The organism is Pseudomonas sp. MONT-RG-20F-20-E-7-02 (assembly GCF_022662395.1).
Lineage (GTDB): Bacteria > Pseudomonadota > Gammaproteobacteria > Pseudomonadales > Pseudomonadaceae > Aquipseudomonas.
Genome location: NZ_JAKNQN010000006.1, coordinates 226,166 through 245,295, shown reverse-complemented (window position 1 = coordinate 245,295; position 19,130 = coordinate 226,166). Strand labels below are relative to the sequence as shown.

Annotated in this window: 17 protein-coding genes and 2 tRNA genes; 9 read left to right on the top strand and 10 right to left on the bottom strand. The window is 59.5% G+C overall.

The window, feature by feature from the left end; all coding sequences use genetic code 11:
- Positions 1-132: 132 nt before the first annotated feature.
- Together L8I05_RS18995 and L8I05_RS18990 are read right to left on the bottom strand one after the other, a co-directional pair.
- Positions 133-209, bottom strand: a tRNA-Met gene (locus tag L8I05_RS18995).
- 207 nt (positions 210-416) lie between these two features.
- A tRNA-Met gene (locus L8I05_RS18990) sits at positions 417-493 on the bottom strand.
- A 280-nt stretch (positions 494-773) separates the two neighbouring features.
- On the opposite strand from L8I05_RS18990, the gene dinB reads away from it, so the two are divergent.
- Positions 774-1,832: a DNA polymerase IV gene (gene dinB, locus L8I05_RS18985; protein WP_159959587.1), complete on the top strand. Its 1,059-nt coding sequence runs from the start codon at positions 774-776 to the stop codon at positions 1,830-1,832.
- 129 nt (positions 1,833-1,961) lie between these two features.
- Here the strand turns inward: dinB and L8I05_RS18980 are convergent, their stop codons facing one another.
- The 4 genes from L8I05_RS18980 to L8I05_RS18965 form a co-directional block, all read right to left on the bottom strand.
- Positions 1,962-2,915, bottom strand: coding sequence for a hypothetical protein (locus L8I05_RS18980; protein WP_242170947.1), 954 nt, complete (start codon positions 2,913-2,915; stop codon positions 1,962-1,964).
- A gap of 20 nt (positions 2,916-2,935) precedes the next feature.
- Entirely contained in the window at positions 2,936-4,651 is a 1,716-nt protein-coding gene (locus L8I05_RS18975) for a proline--tRNA ligase (RefSeq protein ID WP_242170945.1), read from the bottom strand.
- Between the two features lie 211 nt (positions 4,652-4,862).
- Positions 4,863-6,395, bottom strand: coding sequence for an AmpG family muropeptide MFS transporter (locus tag L8I05_RS18970; protein WP_177017057.1), 1,533 nt, complete (start codon positions 6,393-6,395; stop codon positions 4,863-4,865).
- 43 nt (positions 6,396-6,438) lie between these two features.
- Positions 6,439-6,801, bottom strand: coding sequence for an MGMT family protein (locus L8I05_RS18965; RefSeq protein ID WP_242170942.1), 363 nt, complete (start codon positions 6,799-6,801; stop codon positions 6,439-6,441).
- A 133-nt stretch (positions 6,802-6,934) separates the two neighbouring features.
- Here L8I05_RS18965 and L8I05_RS18960 point away from each other — a divergent pair, with 133 nt between their 5' ends.
- The 5 genes from L8I05_RS18960 (at position 6,935) to groL (ending at position 11,569) form a co-directional block, all read left to right on the top strand.
- Positions 6,935-7,942 carry a DUF481 domain-containing protein gene (locus L8I05_RS18960; protein ID WP_242170939.1) on the top strand — a complete coding sequence of 336 codons (1,008 nt, stop codon included), beginning with the start codon at positions 6,935-6,937 and terminating at the stop codon, positions 7,940-7,942.
- 112 nt (positions 7,943-8,054) lie between these two features.
- Complete coding sequence (locus L8I05_RS18955) at positions 8,055-8,786, top strand: DUF2470 domain-containing protein (protein ID WP_242170936.1); 732 nt, start codon at positions 8,055-8,057, stop codon at positions 8,784-8,786.
- Between the two features lie 66 nt (positions 8,787-8,852).
- On the top strand, positions 8,853-9,329 hold the full coding sequence (locus tag L8I05_RS18950; RefSeq protein WP_025854816.1) for an FxsA family protein: 477 nt from the start codon (positions 8,853-8,855) through the stop codon (positions 9,327-9,329).
- Between the two features lie 247 nt (positions 9,330-9,576).
- Positions 9,577-9,873, top strand: coding sequence for a co-chaperone GroES (locus L8I05_RS18945; RefSeq protein ID WP_094953007.1), 297 nt, complete (start codon positions 9,577-9,579; stop codon positions 9,871-9,873).
- A 49-nt stretch (positions 9,874-9,922) separates the two neighbouring features.
- Positions 9,923-11,569, top strand: coding sequence for a chaperonin GroEL (groL, locus tag L8I05_RS18940; RefSeq protein WP_064453985.1), 1,647 nt, complete (start codon positions 9,923-9,925; stop codon positions 11,567-11,569).
- 78 nt (positions 11,570-11,647) lie between these two features.
- On the opposite strand, the gene L8I05_RS18935 is transcribed toward groL, so the two are convergent.
- The 4 genes from L8I05_RS18935 to L8I05_RS18920 form a co-directional block, all read right to left on the bottom strand.
- Positions 11,648-12,007, bottom strand: coding sequence for a hypothetical protein (locus L8I05_RS18935; RefSeq protein ID WP_242170933.1), 360 nt, complete (start codon positions 12,005-12,007; stop codon positions 11,648-11,650).
- An 84-nt stretch (positions 12,008-12,091) separates the two neighbouring features.
- The gene (locus L8I05_RS18930) at positions 12,092-13,390 is read right to left on the bottom strand and encodes an ATP-binding protein (RefSeq protein WP_242170930.1); all 1,299 of its coding nucleotides are present in this window, start codon (positions 13,388-13,390) and stop codon (positions 12,092-12,094) included.
- A complete protein-coding gene (locus tag L8I05_RS18925) occupies positions 13,380-14,078 on the bottom strand; it encodes a response regulator transcription factor (RefSeq protein ID WP_177017052.1) in 699 nt (232 codons plus the stop codon). The genes L8I05_RS18930 and L8I05_RS18925 overlap by 11 nt, the downstream gene beginning before the upstream one ends.
- 78 nt (positions 14,079-14,156) lie before the next feature.
- The gene (locus L8I05_RS18920; RefSeq protein WP_242170927.1) at positions 14,157-16,106 is read right to left on the bottom strand and encodes an LTA synthase family protein; all 1,950 of its coding nucleotides are present in this window, start codon (positions 16,104-16,106) and stop codon (positions 14,157-14,159) included.
- A 201-nt stretch (positions 16,107-16,307) separates the two neighbouring features.
- Here L8I05_RS18920 and colR point away from each other — a divergent pair, with 201 nt between their 5' ends.
- From colR to L8I05_RS18905, 3 genes are all read left to right on the top strand, one after another.
- Complete coding sequence (gene colR, locus L8I05_RS18915; RefSeq protein ID WP_003208587.1) at positions 16,308-16,991, top strand: two-component system response regulator ColR; 684 nt, start codon at positions 16,308-16,310, stop codon at positions 16,989-16,991.
- Entirely contained in the window at positions 16,981-18,261 is a 1,281-nt protein-coding gene (locus tag L8I05_RS18910; protein WP_159959565.1) for a HAMP domain-containing sensor histidine kinase, read from the top strand. Before colR ends, L8I05_RS18910 begins: the two co-directional genes overlap by 11 nt.
- Positions 18,262-18,449: 188 nt before the next feature.
- Positions 18,450-19,130 carry a class I SAM-dependent methyltransferase gene (locus L8I05_RS18905; protein ID WP_177017050.1) on the top strand — a complete coding sequence of 227 codons (681 nt, stop codon included), beginning with the start codon at positions 18,450-18,452 and terminating at the stop codon, positions 19,128-19,130.

Genomic DNA, 19,130 nt, shown 5'->3' with positions numbered 1-19,130 from the left:
AGCATAGCTTGCAAAGACATGGACTCAACAAACCGCGCAGGGTTTCATGAAAGATGCCATGCCATTGTTTCAGAAGAACTTTTTCACCGGATACAAAAAAGGCCACTCTTTCGAGTAGCCTTTTTTGATGTTTGGTTGCGGGAGCCGGATTTGAACCGACGACCTTCGGGTTATGAGCCCGACGAGCTACCAGACTGCTCCATCCCGCGTCTGTGGGCGGCATTCTACAGCCCAGCGGCGGGGTGTCAACCGTTAATGGGCTGATGGGTCAAATTAGTGTGAAATAGCTGTTTTGAACCGGCTACGCACGGTAAGTGCGCGAAGGGCAAAGACTTTTTTGTCTTACAATTTTCATACACAGCAAAAACAGGCACGCACAAAAAAGGCCACTCTTTCGAGTAGCCTTTTTTGATGTTTGGTTGCGGGAGCCGGATTTGAACCGACGACCTTCGGGTTATGAGCCCGACGAGCTACCAGACTGCTCCATCCCGCGTCTGTGTGTCGGCATTCTACAGAGGAACGCAGATGTGTCAACCTGTGAATTGAAGAAAAGAGCTTGTGGTTCAATCGTTTAGCTCTCCAAGGTGGGGTTTGGAATGGCTCGGGGCCAGTCAGGCCGTGGGTTTCGGCTCTATCGGAAGGCTGATTTCGATTGAGAAAATAAATTCATCTGTGAAATTTCCTACCGCTCAAGCGGAAGAATCAAACTACTGGTGCTATATACAGGTGTGAGTGCGATACTGGCCACCCGTTGGATTACACCCTCTGTTTATATGACGCAGCGCAAAATCATCCACGTCGACTGTGATTGCTTCTACGCCGCCATCGAGATGCGCGACGACCCGAGCCTGGCACAAAAGCCACTGGCCGTTGGCGGTTCGGCGGACAGGCGAGGGGTGATCGCCACCTGCAACTATGAGGCGCGGGCGTACGGGGTGCGTTCGGCCATGTCGTCACGCCACGCCTTGAAGCTGTGCCCGGACCTGACCATCGTCAAGCCGCGCATGGATGCCTATAAGGAAGCGTCGAAGGAAATCCAGACGATCTTTCGTGACTACACCGACCTGATCGAACCGCTGTCGCTGGATGAAGCCTACCTGGATGTTTCCGACAGCCCGCATTTCGGCGGCAGCGCCACGCGTATTGCCCAGGACATTCGCCGTCGGGTTTCCAACCAGTTGCATATCACCGTGTCCGCAGGCGTTGCGCCGAACAAGTTTCTGGCCAAGATCGCCAGCGACTGGAAAAAACCCAACGGCCTGTTTGTGATTACCCCGGATCAGATCGAAGACTTTGTCTCCCAGTTGCCGGTGAAAAAGCTGCACGGCGTCGGCAAGGTCACCGCCGACAAGCTGGCGCGCCTGGGCATTGAAGACTGCCTGCAGTTGCGTGACTGGAACAAGCTGGCGCTGGTGCGTGAATTCGGCAGTTTTGGCGAGCGCCTGTGGAGCCTGGCGCGTGGGATTGATGACCGTGTGGTGCAGAACGACAGCCGCCGGCAATCCATCAGTGTCGAAAACACCTACGATGTGGACCTGCCGGATCTCTCAAGTTGCCTGGCGAAGCTCCCCGAACTGATGGAAACCCTTGCCGGGCGCATGGCGCGCATCGACAGCAGCTATCGCGCGGGCAAGCCGTTCGTCAAAGTGAAGTTTCATGACTTTACCCAGACCACCTTGGAGCAGGCCGGGGCAGGGCGGGACCTGGAAAGTTATCAACAGCTGTTGACCCAGGCGTTCAATCGGGGCGGCAAGCCGGTGCGGTTGCTGGGGATTGGGGTGAGGTTGCTGGATTTGAGCAGTGGTAATGAGCAGCTTCAGTTTCCCTGGTAGAAACCGGAAAAAACTGTGGGAGCTGGCTTGCCTGCGATAGCAGAGGGTCAGTTATTGATGCTTTAACTGATACACCGCTATCGCAGGCAAGCCAGCTCCCACATTTGGATTTTCATCCAGCCTGGAATCTCAGTGAGCGCCCGGGTCTGCGACGAGCCGCCCCGCATCCTTGGTCAGTGCCTGCAGGAATTCCTGCTGCAACTCCGGATCATTGCGGGTCAGTTCGATCAGGCTCTGTTCCAGTTCACTGGCTTCTTCCTCCAGGCCCAGCTCCGACAGGCGCTTGACCCGGTGCACCCACTGGTTGACTTCGTCGTCTTCCAGGTCGTCGTAAATCAGGCCATGGGCTTCCAGCAACTTGCCGCGCAGGGTGTTGCTGATCGCCAGGGTCGAGTCCGAATGCACATCGTCCTGGCCATCTTCCACGCTGATCTTCAAGGTGCTGATGCGGTTCAGGTCCTGCTCGGCGAATGGGCTGTCCAACAGGTTCAGGCGCAGGACGCCATTACGGTCGGTGGTCAGCTCATGGGTTTGCTTGCCGGCGGTGACCTGTACCGGGCGTTCGCTCCACGGCAGGCTCGAATACTCCGTGCGTTTGTCGCGCTGGACTTCATCGATACCCGCCAGGTTCTGTTGCGCACGGCCGTGGGATTGCACGTTCATGAACGGGTTGATGCCGTCCACGCCGTAGCTCAGCCAGTCGCGGGTCATGCTGGTGGGCAGGTTGCCGAGGGCGAAGATATTCGCCACGTTGGCGCCCGCGCCCGCCACTAAAGCGACCGCGCCCAGGGGCATTTCGTAGACTTTGCGCCAGGGTTGGTACGGTGTGTAGCGATCGTAACGGCGGGTGACTTCGTATTCGGTGACCTCAAAGGTCTTCTGCTCGTGAATGCGAACCCGGCGTTGCGGCAGTTCGAGCACTTTGGGTTCGCCTACATCGATCTGCAGGCTGTGGTCGAGCAACTTTCGCTCGACCCGCTCCTCGTGCTCACTGCGTTGCGACATCTGGTTGGCGCAGCCGCTGACCAACAGGGCGCCGCACAAGGCGGCGCCCCCCAGGGCTCTGGTGTTTCGCTTGAACATGACTTCTCTTGATCTGGTTTTCAGCGACGAATACGCGCCTGAAGGAAAGACAGCACGTCAGCCACCGGCAACGGTTGGGCTTCGGCTTCGGTCCGGCTTTTGTATTCCAGATTGCCATCGGCCAGGCCGCGGTCACTGACCACGATCCGGTGCGGGATGCCAATCAGTTCCATGTCGGCGAACTTGATGCCCGGGCTGGTTTTCTTGTCCCGGTCATCCAGCAGCACTTCAAAACCGGCAGCCGTCAGTTCGGCATACAGTTTGTCGGTGGCTTCGCGAACTTGCTCGGTTTCATAACGCAGCGGCACCAACGCCACCTGGAATGGCGCCAGGGCGTCACTCCAGATGATGCCTTTCTCGTCGTTGTTCTGCTCGATGGCAGCGGCAACCACGCGGGATACGCCAATGCCGTAGCAGCCCATGTCCAGGGTGATCGGCTTGCCGTTCTCGCCCAGCACTTCGCACTTCATCGCCTTGCTGTACTTGTTGCCCAGCTGGAAGATGTGCCCGACTTCGATGCCGCGCTTGATTTCCAGGGTGCCCTTGCCGTCCGGGCTTGGGTCGCCGGCCACCACGTTACGCAGGTCGGCCACGGTCGGCACCGGCAGGTCACGTTCCCAGTTCACGCCGAAGTAGTGCTTGTCGTCGATGTTCGCGCCGATAGCGAAGTCGCTCATCAGCTCGACCGAACGGTCGATGATGATCGGCAGCGGCAGGTTCAGCGGGCCGAGCGAACCGGCACCGGCGCCAATCGCGTCGCGCAGTTCGGCATCGGTGGCCATGATCAGCGGGCTGGCCACGCCAGGTTGCTGGGCGGCCTTGATTTCGTTGAGCTCGTGGTCGCCACGGATGACCAGGGCGATCAGCTTGCCTTCTTCTTCGGCGCGCACGATCAGGGTCTTGATGGTCTTTTCAATCGGCAGATTGAATTTTTCCACCAGGGCCGCAATGGTCTTGGTCTCTGGCGTGTCCACCAGGCGCAGTTCTTCAGCCGGTGCCGGGCGCGAGGTCTCGCGTGGCACGGCTTCGGCTTTCTCGATGTTCGCCGCGTAGTCGGAACCGTTGCTGAAGACGATATCGTCTTCGCCGGACTCGGCCAGCACGTGGAATTCGTGGGAACCGGCGCCGCCGATGGAACCGTTGTCCGCTTCAACCGGGCGGAATTTCAGGCCCAGGCGCGTAAACACGTTGCAGTAGGCCTGGTGCATGCGGTCGTAGGTGACCTGCAGGGAGGCCTGGTCGGCGTGGAACGAATAGGCGTCCTTCATGATGAATTCGCGGCCGCGCATCAAACCGAAGCGTGGGCGGATTTCGTCACGGAATTTGGTCTGGATCTGATACAGGTTCAGCGGCAGCTGTTTGTAGCTGCTCAGCTCGTTGCGCATCAGGTCGGTGATCACTTCTTCGTGGGTCGGGCCGGCGCAGAAATCGCGGCCATGACGGTCCTTGAAGCGCAGCAATTCAGGGCCGTACTCTTCCCAGCGCCCGGATTCCTGCCACAACTCAGCCGGTTGGGTGCTCGGCATCAACACTTCCAGAGAGCCGGCGGCGTTCATTTCTTCGCGAACGATGGCTTCGACCTTGCGCATCACCTTCAAGCCCATGGGCAGCCAGGTGTACAGGCCGGAGGCCAGCTTGCGGATCATGCCGGCGCGCAGCATCAGCTGATGGCTGATCACAACCGCGTCGGAAGGCGTTTCTTTCTGTGTGGCGAGCAAATATTGACTGGTACGCATGGTAGGCCGTTGTCGGTTGCTTGGACTTGAAATGACTTGGGATTGTACGGGCGGTTGCTGCCGGAGTACAGGCATGAGGTCGCGGGGTGTTTTTGTTGGCGCAGGGCCTTTGTGGGAGCTGGCTTGCCTGCGATGGGATCACCGTGGTGTATCAGATACACCACGTCGTCTGCATCGCAGGCAAGCCAGCTCCCACATTGACCGAGGAGTGTCACTCCTGTTCAGGCGGGCTCAACCGAATCCGTCGATTTTCCTGAAACCAATGCAAGGCAATCAGGAACAGCGTCGGCACGCCCAGCAGGCAGGTGATCAGGAAGAAGTTGTGATAACCGAACTTCTCCACCATCACGCCTGAATAGCCGCCAATCAGGCGCGGCAGCAAGAGCATGATCGAGCTGAGCAACGCATATTGAGTGGCCGAGAACTTCAGGTTGGTCAGGCTCGACAAGTAGGCGACAAACGCCGACGTGGCCAGGCCCGAGCTGAAGTTATCCAGGGAAATGGTGAAGATCAGCATCTGCAGGTCGGGGCCCATGTCGGCGAGCATCACGAACAGCAGGTTGGTGGCGGCCGAGGCCACGCCGCCGATAAACAGGATGGGCAGGATCCCGAAGCGCACGATCAGCAGGCCGCCCATACCGGCGCCGAGCAGGGTCATGATCAGGCCAAAGATCTTGCTCACCCCGGCGATCTGGTCCTTGGTAAAGCCCTGGTCGATGTAGAACACGTTGGCCATCACGCCCATCACGGTGTCGGACATGCGGTAAGTGGCAATCAGCCCAAGCAGCAGCAACGCCTGCCAGCGATAGCGCAGGATAAAGTCGTTGACCGGCGTCAGCACCGGCGCCAGGCCGCGACGGCCCATGGCCGACAGGCACAGGGTGGTGAGGATGATGTACAGAATGGCGCGCAGGAACGCGCGGTCTTCCATCAATAGCTCCCACAGGCTCACGCCATGGAACAACACGCTGGCGAAATCGGTGTTGTACAGCTGGGTGAACATCGCCGGGACCGACACCAGCAGCACGATCAGCACAAATACAGAAACAAGCTGGTGCACGAAGCTGTAACGGCCGGCCTGCAACTGGGTGCGCAGTGGCACGTTGGGTTCGCGCATGAACAAGGTGGTGAGCAAGGCGGGGATCATCAGCACGCCGAACAACACGTAGGTGCCGGTCCAGGCCGAGTGTTTATAGTTGAACCCGGTCGAGCCGAAGCCTTCGGCAAAGAACAGTGCGCCGGCCGTGGCCAGCAGGGCCGCGATGCGATAACCGGACATATAGCTGGCAGCCAGGGCTGCCTGGCGGCTGTCGTCGGCGATTTCCAGGCGGTAGGCGTCCACCGCAATGTCTTGGGTAGCCGAAGCGAAGGCAACGATGACGGCAATGGCGATCAGCCAGGACAGGTGTTTTTGCGGGTCGCAAAAGCCCATGCCGATCAACCCGAGGATCACCAGCGTTTGGGCCAGCACCAGCCAGGAACGACGACGTCCGAGTTTACCGAGCAGCGGCAGGCGCCATTGGTCGAGCAGCGGCGACCAGACCCATTTAAAGGCGTAGGCCAAACCGATCAAGCTCGCATAACCGATGGTCTCGCGGGCCACACCGGCCTCGCGCAACCACACTGAAAGCGTCGAGAACACCAACATGTAAGGCAAGCCGGCGGCGAAGCCGAGCAACAACAGTACTAACGTCGAGGGGCTGGCATAGGCAGCGAGCGCGGCGCGCCAGGTTTTACGGGGCATGGGCTGGAGTCTGCCTCAGATTTGCGGAAACAAAGCGCGCACTCTAACCGCTGTGCTCTACCGGGCGCCAGCCATGACGCTGAATATCAACGCGATTGTTCAGGATACTGACACCTTCGCTGCGTAAACGCGCACGTTGTTCGTCGCCTGAGGCACTGCCCACCGGCAGACTTATCCGACCACCGGCACCCAGCACTCTGTGCCAGGGCAGGCGAGTGTCCTGCGGCAGTTGGCTCAGCGTGCGCCCGACCCAGCGGGCCGCGCGGCCCAGCCCGGCCAGATGGGCCAGTTCGCCGTAACTCACCACGCAACCCTCGGGCACTTGCGCCAAGGTCAGGTACAGCGCCGTGCGGCGCATTTCGGCCGGGCTTTGAGGGGTATCGTCGGGTGAATTCTCTGTGGGCATCGTCAGGGTCTTTGTAAGAAACGTCTGTAATCATGCAGGTGAGAATTGAACTCAATATAAATACTTGAGTCAGTCCTAGCTATCTAACACGATAACGCCCCTTTTTCGCCAACTCCGAGCCCCCAATACGCTTATGTTGTCCAGAACCCTGCTGTGCCTCGCTGTTTTCAGCGCCTCCACGCCCTTGCTCGCCGACACCGTCTGGTTGAAGAACGGTGACCGCCTGACGGGCAAGATCAAGGTCTTCGACGGTGGCAAACTGCTGATTCAGACCGACTATGCAGGGGCAATCCCGGTGGACTGGAAACAGGTGAAAACCCTGGAAAGCGACCAGGAATTGCTGGTCAAGCAGGACGCCTACAGCGGCGAGAAGGCCAAGTCCTTGAAGGCAGCGGAGGATGGCAAGGTGGTCTTGGCCAATGGCGAAGCCCCCAAAACCGTGGAGCTGGCGAGCATCCAGCAAATCATCAAGCCCAAGCCTGTGATTGAAGACCTGGTGTGGAAGGGCAACGTCGACCTGGCGCTCGACTACAAGCGTGCCGACAAAGACACCAACGACTACGACGTCGACTTCAAGACCACCGCCCGTCACGGCCAGTGGCGTCATACCGGCCAGGGCGAATACAACCGCGAGTTCCAGGACGATGTCACCACCACCGACAACTGGGCCCTGGAATATGACTTGGACCGTTTCCTCACCGAGCATTGGTTCTGGCAGGGCCGCCTGACCTACAAGCGCGACAAGGTTGAAGACTTGTCCCGCCAGCGCACCGTCGGTACAGGCCCGGGCTACCAGTTCTGGGACGACGAACTGGGGGCGTTCTCCCTCGGCTCGCTGGTTAACCGCACCGATTATGAATATTCCGATGATCGCAAGACCAACTTCTATTCCCTGGCCATGAAGTGGAACTACAACCGCTACCTGGTGGGCAAAACCGTTGAGTTCTTCACTAACGGTGAAGTGGGCAAGCCACTCTCCGGGCCGGCCAAGTACTCGCTGGATTCGGAAATGGGCCTGCGCTACAAAGTCACCGAGTGGGCGTCCCTGAACCTCAAGGCCGAACGCGACATCATTGATGGCGATTCGCAAGGCAGCTTGAGCAAGACCCGTTATACCGCAGGCTTTGGCGTGGCCTGGTAAAAGCAGCACGGAGCGCTCTGGCAACCTGCGCGGTTATTGATTACCTTGTGTTGAGATTCATTCCCATAGACGCCATAGGCTATGGGCGGCTGATTACCCGAGGAGTCATACGTTGAGCGCGCACGTTGCCAAGAACGCCCGAGAGCTGTTGCTCAAGGAATACCGTGGGGCTCTCTCCACATTGTCCAAAGCCATGCCCGGGTTTCCCTTTGGCTCGGTCGTGCCGTATTGCCTCGACGAGCAGGGCCGACCGCTGATCCTGATCAGCCGTATCGCCCAGCACACCCATAACCTGCAGAAAGACCCCAAGTGCTCGCTGCTGGTAGGCGAGCGCGAGGCCGATGATGTACAGGCCGTCGGCCGCCTGACGTACCTGGCCGAAGCCGAGAAACTCGAAGACGCCGACGCCATTGACGCGGCCGCCGAGCGTTATTACCGCTACTTCCCCGATTCCGCCAACTACCACAAGGCCCACGATTTCGACTTCTGGCTGCTCAAGCCTGTGCGTCATCGTTATATCGGCGGGTTTGGCGCCATTCACTGGGTCGATCAATTGACCCTGGCCAATCCGTTCGCGGGCAAGGCCGAGCGCAGCATGATCGAGCACATGAACAGTGATCACACCAAGGCCATCGCGCATTACGTCGCGTTGACCGGCTTGCCGACCTTTGAACCGGCGCAATTGGCCGGCATCGACAGCGAAGGCATGCACTTGCGCATTGGCCAGTCGTTGCACTGGCTGCCCTTCGCAGCGTCTTGCAACACTCCGACACAAGTACGCGAAGCCCTGGTTTCATTGGCTCACGCCGAGGTCTGGCCGAAAAAAGAGCCTGCCAGCGCTTGAATTCACGAAATGGCGACGTCATCTAAGGTGGACTGGCAAGGCATTCTTGCGTTGAGGAACCATTTGATGCGCCCTTTTTTATTGCTCTTTCTGCTATTTCCGGTGTTGGAGCTGTTCGTATTCGTACAAGTCAGCGGTGCGATCGGGTTTTTCCCGGCCCTGTTGCTGATCATTCTCGGCTCGATGCTCGGCGTTCTGGTGCTGCGCGTCGCCGGCCTGGCCACGGCGTTGCGTGCCCGTGAAAGCTTGAATCGCGGCGAACTGCCGGCCCAGACCATGCTTGAAGGCCTGATGATGGCTTTGGCCGGTGGCCTGTTGATCCTGCCGGGTTTCATAAGTGACGTGGTCGGCCTGGTCATGCTGCTGCCGGTCACCCGCAAGCTGCTGGCCGGCAAGATGCGCCAGCGCGCCGAAGAGGCTGCGATTCGCCAGCGTGCGTTCGCCGACGACCTGCAACCCCGTGGCGGCCCGGCCCCGCGCCAGCCGTTGGGGCGTGAAGGTGATGTGATCGAAGGCGAGTTCGAACACCGCGACAGCAAATAACCGCTTTATGAGCACGGCACCTTCGGGTGCCGTGTTGCATTTGGTTGCCGGCAGACACAAAAAATTTCCGCTGCGACCCCTTGTAATAAGCTTATGCGCCCTTATGTAACGGTCACCGCAAGGTTTCTGGTGGCGACACCAGACAGACTTCCGCGTCTTGCTTGGCGAGGCGCGACCGGCACCGCCGGAATACAACCCGCCGGTACCGATACCGGCCGATGAAAAACACAATTAGGAGAGATCGACAATGAGCAAGCTTCGTCCTCTGCACGACCGCGTCGTAATCCGTCGCAGCGAAGAAGAAAAGAAAACCGCTGGCGGTATCGTTCTGCCAGGTTCGGCTGCTGAAAAAGCCAACCACGGTGTGATCATCGCTGCAGGCCCAGGCAAGGCTCTGGAAAACGGTGAAGTACGTGCGCTGGCTGTGAAAGTGGGTGACAAGGTTGTTTTCGGCCCTTACTCCGGCAGCAACACTGTGAAAGTCGACGGCGAAGACCTGCTGGTAATGAGCGAGAACGAAATTCTCGCCGTTCTGGAAGACTGATTCCCCGCTCATTTTCCCGTTACTACTAAGTATTTAAGGAATATCGATCATGGCTGCTAAAGAAGTTAAATTCGGCGATTCCGCCCGCAAAAAAATGCTCACCGGTGTTAACGTCCTGGCTGACGCAGTAAAAGCGACCCTGGGCCCTAAAGGCCGTAACGTGATCATCGAGAAGAGCTTCGGCGCTCCGACCATCACCAAGGACGGCGTTTCCGTCGCCAAAGAAATCGAACTGGAAGACCGTTTCGAGAACATGGGCGCGCAGCTGGTCAAAGACGTTGCCTCCCGTGCCAACGATGACGCAGGCGACGGCACCACCACCGCCACCGTTCTGGCTCAGGCTATCGTCAACGAAGGCTACAAAGCCGTCGCTGCCGGCATGAACCCGATGGACCTCAAGCGCGGCATCGACAAGGCGACCATCGCCGTTGTTGCTGAGCTGAAGAACCTGTCCAAGCCATGCGCCGACACCAAGGCTATCGCTCAGGTAGGCACCATCTCCGCCAACTCCGACAGCTCCATCGGCGATATCATTGCCGAAGCCATGGAAAAAGTCGGTAAAGAAGGCGTGATCACCGTTGAAGAAGGCACTGGCCTGGAAAACGAACTGTCGGTTGTAGAAGGCATGCAGTTCGACCGTGGCTACCTTTCCCCGTACTTCGTCAACAAGCCAGAGACCATGGTTGCCGAGCTGGACAGCCCGCTGATCCTGCTGGTCGACAAAAAAATCTCCAACATCCGTGAAATGCTGCCAGTACTGGAAGCCGTTGCCAAAGCCGGCCGCCCACTGCTGATCGTTTCCGAAGACGTTGAAGGCGAAGCCCTGGCGACGCTGGTTGTGAACAACATGCGTGGCATCGTTAAAGTCGCAGCCGTCAAGGCTCCAGGCTTCGGCGACCGTCGCAAGGCCATGCTGCAGGACATCGCTGTTCTGACCGGCGGTACCGTTATCTCCGAAGAGATCGGCCTGAGCCTGGAAAGCGCCACCCTGGAAAACCTGGGCAGCGCCAAGCGCGTGACCATCTCCAAGGAAAACACCATCATCGTTGACGGTGCTGGCGTAGAGCAGGACATCCAGGCGCGCATCACTCAGATCCGTGCCCAGGTTGCCGAAACTTCGTCCGACTACGACCGTGAAAAACTGCAAGAGCGTCTGGCCAAGCTGTCCGGCGGCGTTGCAGTGATCAAGGTTGGCGCGGGTTCCGAAGTTGAAATGAAAGAGAAGAAAGCCCGCGTTGAAGACGCCCTGCACGCAACCCGTGCAGCCGTTGAAGAAGGCGTGGTACCTGGCGGTGGCGTTGCGCTGATCCGTGCTCTGGAAGCGCTGGTTGACCTCAAAGGCGACAACGCTGACCAGAACGTCGGTATCGCTGTACTGCGTCGTGCCGTTGAAGCACCGCTGCGCCAGATCGCTGCCAACTCCGGCGACGAGCCAAGCGTTGTGGTCAACGAAGTCAAGAACGGCAAAGGTAACTACGGTTACAACGCTGCGACTGGCGTCTACGGCGACATGATCGAAATGGGCATCCTGGACCCTACCAAGGTGACTCGTTCGGCACTGCAAGCAGCAGCTTCCATCGGCGGTCTGATCCTGACCACCGAAGCCGCAATTGCTGATGCACCGAAGAAAGAAGGCTCGGCTGGCGGCGGTATGCCAGACATGGGCGGCATGGGTGGCATGGGCGGCATGATGTAAGCCAGCCTCACCCGGCTACTGAAAAACCCCGCCTGCAGCGATGCAGGCGGGGTTTTTTTATGGGCTTTATTCAATACATCAACCGATGGAGCGGCGCCGCAACAGCTTTTTGAAGGTCATGCCCCGGGCCAGCATCAGTTCGGCATGCGGCATAAGTGCCAGGGGTTGCGGTGCAGCAGCTTCGTTGAGTGGGTGAGTGACAGGCAGGTGCGCGAGTTTTTCAGCGCGGGTGGCTCTGGGCCGCCTCCGGTGTTCGGCTACAACGACCTTGCCTGTCACGCTTGGGTAGCACACGGCTTTGCGTGTGTAGTCGGCGACGTATTGGTCTATGCGCTGCGCTGGCGAGTGTGTGACCGCCAGTGGCAAGGCCGACGCTGTGCCGGTGACGATGCACAACGACAGCAGCAGCGTGAACAAATGCTTCTTGGGGGGACGCATGTACGGGCTCTCCAACCTGGGATTCAGGCGGCAGAGAGTAGGGGTAATGGCAGCGTTTCGCTGTCACCGGCTGTAACACGCTATCTAGAGTGGGCGCAGCGGCAACACCAGGGTCAGGCGTGCACCACCCAGCGGGCTACGGGCCACCGTCAATTCACCGTGGTGCCACTGGGTCGCACGTTTGGCCAGCGCCAGGCCGAGGCCGAAGCCTCCGGGTGCGTCGCCGCCCATGGCAAGCCGCACAAAGGGCTCGAAGACCTTTTCGCGGTTTTCCGCGAGGATGCCGGGCCCATCGTCATCCACGTGCAGCACCAAGTGATGTTGCCCCTGATACGCCGCGCTGACACACACTTGCTCGCGGGCATAGGTGATGGCGTTGCTCAACAGGTTACGTACGATCAGGTGTAACAAGGCGCGGTCGCCGACCAGTTCCAGCCCGGCCGGCTCGGTTTCCAGGCTCAACCGTCGATGGTGCCCGTCGAGCAAGGCGAACTCTTGATGCAACCAGTCACGCAGGTTGATCGGTTCGTGCTGCAAGTCGGTCGGCGCGCCCGCAAGGCGAGCAAACGCCAAACTGGCGCGAACCAAGGCTTCGAGCTCTTCGACATCGATGAGCAAACGTTCTTGAAGGCGCGCTCGGGTGGGCGGGTCTTCGCTTTTGCCCAGCAGCGACAAGGCAAAGCGCATGCGCGCCAGGGGCGTGCGCAGTTCGTGGGACACCGCCTGGGAGACTTCGCGGTGGCGTTCACTCATGGCGCTGATGTCCCGTGCATGCTGTTGCAGCGTCAGCAGCAACGGTGTCCATTCCTTGCCCATGGCGGGCAACATCACGTTCGGGCTGCGCGCCAGTGTCGCCAGGCAGTTATTGAGTGTGTGCAGGTCGGCGTGGCGCCGACGGTGCAGGCGTAAACCAATCCCGAGCAGTAGCAGCACCGGCAAGCCTGCGACGCAGGCTGTGATCCAGAACACCGGGAATTTCAGCAGGTCCTTGACCTCGGCGCTGCCCCACATGGGACCGAATCGGATCACGGTTTCGTCGTCGAGCGGGAAGTAGCTGATGTCTTCGTCGCTGTTCAGCGCCGGTTGCCCATGTTCCAGCATGACCATGGCTTCCGGCGGCAGCTCCACATCGTCCAGCGCGATCAGGTTCACCGGGTACTGAAAGTGCGCACGCAGGGTATCCATCCGCGCTTCGCGCTGGTCGGCGGGCACGCCTTTGAGCTGTTCGGCCACCAGGTAGCCCGGCCCGGCCATCAGGCGCAAGAAGCTGTCGTCACCCACAAATACTGAGGCGTTGGTGCACAGCCAGAGCAGGTAAAGCGTCAAGCCGGTCCAGCCCGCGCCGGCCGTCGCCACCATCCAGGGCCGCAGTTTAGAGAACACGCGCGGCTTCCTGCGGGATTTCGACGAACAGATAGCCTTGGGCCGTGATGGTCTGGATGGTCACCGGGCATTCCAGGCTCATCAGCTTTTTGCGCAAGCGCGATACGCGCATATCGATGGAGCGGTTGAGCCCGTCGTATTCCAGGCCGCGCAGGCTTTGCAGGAGTTTTTCCCGCGTCAGCAAGACGCCGCAATGGCGGGCAAAAATCGCCAGCAATTCGAACTCCGCAACCGAGAACTGCAAGGGCGCGTCATTCAGCCAGGCGAAATGGCTGTTGAGGTCCAAGCGAAACGCGCCCCACTGGTAATACGCGCGAGGGGCTTGCGGGTGGCGGCGCAGCAACGAGCGAATCCTGGCCAGCAACAACTGTGGGTCGACAGGCTTGACCACGTAATCGTCTGCCCCGACGTTGAACCCGGTGAGCTGTTCGGCGTTTTCGTCCAGTGCCGTCATCATCAGGATCAGCCCAGGGTATTGGTCGCGAATCTGTCGGCACAGGGTGAAGCCGTCGATACCCGGCAGCATCACGTCCAGGATTAACAGCGCCGGCTGCTCGTCGCGAATGCGCTGGGCGGCGCGGTCGCCCCGGTGCTCAATGGCCACGGTGAAACCTTCGGCGCGCAGAAACTCGGCGGTCAGCGCGGCCAGTGGGCGGTCATCTTCAATCAGCAGCAGGGTGTCGGACATGAACGGGCGTCGTCGCCAGGGAATGGGCGCAAGTGTTACGCCCTTGCCCTGTGGCAGGCAAGGGCTTGAGTGGGGCTGTCAGCGGATGCTGATGGCCGCAGGCTCATCCTTCGGCGCTTTCCAGCTCAGCAATTGCTGTTTGAAGCCATAGCTGGCGGCCTGGTAGTAGGTGATCGCGCGCAGGATCAATGGGTCATCGCTGCCCACGCGCAACTCCTGGCTCTCGGCCAAGGCTTGGTCATGGCGACGCAGGCCCAGGCGTGGGCTGAGGATTGCCAGGTCCTTGCCGTCAAACAACCCCAGGTGCTGGTAGTTGCCGACCACCACGCGCGGCGGCAGCGGGTTGTCCTGCAACAGGTTGCGGCCGAAAAACGTCGACTCGTAGCTCAGGTTGATCAGGCCCAACAAGGTCGGCGCCAAGTCGATCTGGCTGGCCAGTTGCGCGGTTTCCCGGGCGTCGATCAGCTTGGGTGCATAGATAAACAGCGGGATCTGGTAGTTGGTAATGGGCAAGTCTTCCTTGCCCGCGCTGCCGGCCGTGTGGTCGGCGACGAACACGAAGATCGTGTTATCGAACCACGGTTTCTGGCGTGCCGCCTCAAGGAACTCGCCGATCGCGTGGTCGGTGTATTTCACCGCACCGTCACGGCCATTGCCGGATTTGATATCGATGCGCCCGTCCGGGTAGGTGTAGGGGCGATGGTTGGAGGTGGTCATCAGTTGCAGCAAAAAGGGCTGCTGCCTGGCGTAATCGGCGTCGGCCAGTTTCAGGGTTTGCCGATAAAGATCTTCATCGGCCATGCCCCAGGCGTTTTTGAATGAGATGTCGGTTTCCGGCACGCTGCTCTGGTCGACCACCCGATAACCGTTGCCGCTGAAAAACGCGTTCATGTTGTCGAAATAACCGCGGCCGCCGTATACGAACACGCTGTCGTAGCCGATGGCGCTGAGTTGCTGGCCGAGGCTGGCGAAGCCGCTTTCACGGCCGATGCGCTTGACGATTGAACGGCCAGGCGTGGGTGGAATCGCCAGGGTTATCGCTTCCAGGCCACGGTCCGTGCGGGTGCCGGTGGCATAGAAGTTATTGAAGTACAGGCTTTGTTTGCGCAGGGCATCCAGGTTCGGCGTGAGGTTACGCCCGTCGCCATTGCTGCCCATGTATTTGGCGCTGAAACTTTCGATGGTCACCAGCACGATATTGGGTTTGCGCAACGTGCCGGGGTTGTTGATTGCGCGGCGGATGTCCAACGGGTCTTTGCCAATAAAGCGCGCGTTGGGTTCGCTGAGTTCGGCCCGCAACTGCTTGGCGACCACCTCGGTGGGCAGGCTTTGGTAGAACTGTGGGTAATCCAGCTCGTTGTTGCGAAAGGCCGCAAAGAATTGATATGGGCCATTGCTCTCCAGCTCGTTCTTGTAGGCGTTGCCACCTTGGGTACGCGGGCTGTCCTGGCTGATCAGTTGCAGGCTGAGGCCGGCGACAATCAACAGGCACAGGGCGTTAAGCAGGCGACCTCGCAGCGGCGGCAAGGGTGCGTTCATGGCGGCATTGAACGGCTTGCGCAGAACCACACTCAACACAACCGCGAGCATTGCCAGCAGGCTGAGCAGCTTGCCGATCGGGTAAGACTCCAGCAGGTTGTTCAACACCTCGTCGGAGTACACCAGGTAATCGACGGCGATAAAGTTGAAGCGCACGCCGAACTCATCCCAGAACAGCCACTCGGCGACCGACGTAAACAGCATGGCGAACAGGCTGACGGTCAGCACTGCCTGCAGAAACCAGCGGTGACCACGGCGGCGCCACAGCGCAGGCGGGCAGAGCAGCAGGTACAAGCCCAGCGGCAAGGCGGCATAGGCCAGGAAGCCGAGGTCGTATAACAGGCCCACGCCAAACACCGGCAGCAGGTTGCCGCCGACTTCATCCAGATGGGTCAGCAGCAGCACGCTGCGCGTCAGCAAGAAAACAACCAGCCAGGCGCCGGTGACGAGCAGCAAAAAGCGCATAGGCGCCGTTTTGAGAAACCCCATGTCTACATTCCTTATATCAATGGGCGGTGATCTTCAGCCTGACACTGTAGTCAGTTTGTGAAGCTATAGTGAAAAACTTGTTGGTTCGTGCAATTGGTTGAAAACATTTATCGACAGGCCCTCAAGGTCTATCCCTGAGCCACACTTGGCCTTAAGCTGCGCGAGCCAACACGGCCGTTACCGCGTACGGAGACACTGCCCATGCGAATTTTATTGGTTGAAGACAACCGCGATATTCTGGCCAACCTGGCCGATTACCTGGGGCTGAAGGGCTACACCGTGGACTGTGCGCAGGACGGTTTATCAGGCCTGCACCTGGCCGCCACCGAGCATTACGACTTGATCGTGCTCGACATCATGCTGCCGGGCATCGATGGCTACACCTTGTGCAAACGCCTGCGTGAAGACGCGCGCCGTGACACGCCGGTGATCATGCTCACCGCCCGTGACCAGTTGGACGACCGGCTGCAGGGCTTCAAGTCCGGCGCCGATGATTACCTGCTCAAGCCGTTTGCCTTGTCGGAATTGGCCGCCCGCATCGAAGCCGTATTGCGCCGCGCCCAAGGTGGCGGCCGCCGTGCCCTGCAGGTTGGCGACTTGAACTATGACCTCGACACCCTGGAAGTGACCCGCGAAGGGCGCCTGCTCAAACTCAACCCTGTGGGCTTGAAGTTGCTCGCGGTGTTGATGCAAAAGAGCCCGCATGTTTTGCGCCGTGAGATTCTCGAAGAAGCCCTGTGGGGCGATGACTGCCCTGACAGCGACAGCCTGCGCAGCCATGTTCACCAATTGCGCCAAGTGATCGATAAACCGTTCGCCAAGCCGCTGCTGCAAACGGTACACGGTGTGGGTTATCGCCTGGCCGAGGGTCGTGATGGAGTTTAAGCAAAGCCTTGCTCAACGGATCATCATCGCCTTTGCATTGATGAGTGCATTGGTGGCGGGGGCGTTCGCCATGGGCATCGTCGCAACCGTGCACCTGGTGGAAGAAAAACTCATCTCGGCAGGCCTGGGCGGCGACTTGCAACGCTTGTTGCTGATGGACAGCGTCGAGGACTGGAGCCACCGGCCCGAGCCCGACCAGCTGTTCTATTTCAGCGGTGGGCGCGGGGATTTCGAACTGCCCAAGGATTTGCGCCATCTGGAACCGGGCTTTCACGAGGTGTTCCGCGAGTCGCTGTCGTATCACGCCATGGTCGAAGTGGTGGATGGCCGGCGCTATGTGCTGTTGCAAGACCAAAGCGATTTTGAAGAGCGCGAGCGTGTTCTGTTCGCCGTGGTGCTGGTGGGCTTCGTGCTCAGCCTGGCGCTGGCGGTGTTTCTCGGTTGGGTGTTGGCGCGCAAAGTGATGGCGCCGGTGGTGCGGCTGGCCCGCCAGGTGCGACATCGCGACCAACTGCTGGGCCTGGCGCCGCCGCTGGCGCCGGATTACGCGGCCGATGAAGTCGGCGAACTGGCGGTGGCCTTCGATGCCACCTTGGGCCGCTTGCGCCAGGCGTTGTCGCGCGAGCAGCTGTTTACCAGTGATGTCAGCCATGAATTGCGCACACCATTGATGGTGCTGGCCAGTTCCTGCGAGCTGCTGCTGGAAAACCCGGCCATCGACCAACGCGGGCGTAATCAAGTGGAACGCATCGCCCGTGCCTGCGAAGAAATGCGTGAACTGGTGCAAACCTTCCTGATGCTGGCGCGTGCCGAACATGATGAAGCGGCGATGTCACCGCAGGTGACGCTGGCGCAGGTCGCTGACGATTTGCTCGGCATCTGGCGCGAGCAAATCGAGCGCAAGGGGCTGGAATTGATTTACCAGCCCGGCAATCCTTCGGATGCGCGCTACAACACCACCTTCCTGCATGCGGTCATGGGCAACCTGTTGCGCAATGCCCTGCATTACACCGAACACGGCTTTATCCGCCTGACCCTTGAACCCAGCGGTTTTGTGGTGGAAGACACCGGTGTAGGGATCCCCGAAGACAAGCGTGAGGCGATGTTCGAGCCGTTTGTGCGTGGCAGCGAGAAGCGTGGCGAAGGCCTTGGCCTGGGTTTATCGCTGGTGCAGCGCATCTGCGAGAACCAGGGCTGGACGGTCAGCCTCAACCCGATGGACCCCCACGGCTGCCGTTTTCACGTCCAGTTGAGTCAGGTCAAGCCCTGACGCAAGTCCCTGCCGTTATCCTGCCAGACATCGCCGTAATTCGGCGAAGATGGCCCCATGATATTGCTTGTGTCTGTAAAGTCTTGAAATGTATGAGATTGGACAGGACAAGTTTTTCACAACGGGTTGACCAGTTGATCACAGGGCGGTGCTTAAGGTTGTAGGCATCAGCTACTGGAGATCCGTTGATGTCTACCCCGATCAAGCTCGATTTTTCCGAAAAGTACGACGATCAGCACGCGCAGAATTATTTGCTCAAGCATCAGGACAATCTGGCTCGCCGGTTGTCCCACAAACGCGACGAGCAATTGGCGCGCGGTGCGCTGGCCATGGCTGGCGAACCTGGCCTGGTGTTGGACCTGCCCTGCGGGGCCGGGCGTTTTTGGCCGTTGCTGGCGGAGAAACCCAACCGAGTGATTATCGGGGCCGACAATTCGGCGTCGATGTTGAAGGTGGCGACCGTCGCTCAGCCGGCGGACGTGGTTAAACGGGTACGACCCTTGCAGACATCTGCCTTTGATATCGATTTGCCTGACAATTCGGTCGACAGCATCTTCTGCATGCGCTTGATGCACCACATTGGTGACCCGGCGCACCGTATGACGATACTGCGGGAATTTCAGCGGGTTACCCGCGACAGCGTGATTATTTCGCTGTGGGTGGACGGCAATTTCAAGGCTTGGAAACGCAAGCGCGCCGAAGTGAAACGTCGTAGTAAAGGTGAGCAGGAAGGTTACCAAAACCGGTTCGTGTTACCGGCTGCTACTGTTGAGGCAGAGTTCGAGCAGGCCGGTTTCCGTGTTCAGGAATCCCTGGACTTCATACCGCTCTACGCCATGTGGCGTGTGTATGTATTGCGTAAGAGGTAA

Bases quoted from the DNA above. Each gene is read 5' to 3' on its own strand.
- dinB (WP_159959587.1), top strand. From the start codon at position 774: ATGACGCAGCGCAAAATCATCCACGTCGACTGTGATTGCTTCTACGCC.
- L8I05_RS18980 (WP_242170947.1), bottom strand. From the start codon at position 2,915: ATGTTCAAGCGAAACACCAGAGCCCTGGGGGGCGCCGCCTTGTGCGGC.
- L8I05_RS18975 (WP_242170945.1), bottom strand. From the start codon at position 4,651: ATGCGTACCAGTCAATATTTGCTCGCCACACAGAAAGAAACGCCTTCC.
- L8I05_RS18970 (WP_177017057.1), bottom strand. From the start codon at position 6,395: ATGCCCCGTAAAACCTGGCGCGCCGCGCTCGCTGCCTATGCCAGCCCC.
- L8I05_RS18965 (WP_242170942.1), bottom strand. From the start codon at position 6,801: ATGCCCACAGAGAATTCACCCGACGATACCCCTCAAAGCCCGGCCGAA.
- L8I05_RS18960 (WP_242170939.1), top strand. From the start codon at position 6,935: ATGTTGTCCAGAACCCTGCTGTGCCTCGCTGTTTTCAGCGCCTCCACG.
- L8I05_RS18950 (WP_025854816.1), top strand. From the start codon at position 8,853: ATGCGCCCTTTTTTATTGCTCTTTCTGCTATTTCCGGTGTTGGAGCTG.
- L8I05_RS18945 (WP_094953007.1), top strand. From the start codon at position 9,577: ATGAGCAAGCTTCGTCCTCTGCACGACCGCGTCGTAATCCGTCGCAGC.
- groL (WP_064453985.1), top strand. From the start codon at position 9,923: ATGGCTGCTAAAGAAGTTAAATTCGGCGATTCCGCCCGCAAAAAAATG.
- L8I05_RS18935 (WP_242170933.1), bottom strand. From the start codon at position 12,007: ATGCGTCCCCCCAAGAAGCATTTGTTCACGCTGCTGCTGTCGTTGTGC.
- L8I05_RS18925 (WP_177017052.1), bottom strand. From the start codon at position 14,078: ATGTCCGACACCCTGCTGCTGATTGAAGATGACCGCCCACTGGCCGCG.
- L8I05_RS18920 (WP_242170927.1), bottom strand. From the start codon at position 16,106: ATGGGGTTTCTCAAAACGGCGCCTATGCGCTTTTTGCTGCTCGTCACC.
- colR (WP_003208587.1), top strand. From the start codon at position 16,308: ATGCGAATTTTATTGGTTGAAGACAACCGCGATATTCTGGCCAACCTG.
- L8I05_RS18910 (WP_159959565.1), top strand. From the start codon at position 16,981: ATGGAGTTTAAGCAAAGCCTTGCTCAACGGATCATCATCGCCTTTGCA.
- L8I05_RS18905 (WP_177017050.1), top strand. From the start codon at position 18,450: ATGTCTACCCCGATCAAGCTCGATTTTTCCGAAAAGTACGACGATCAG.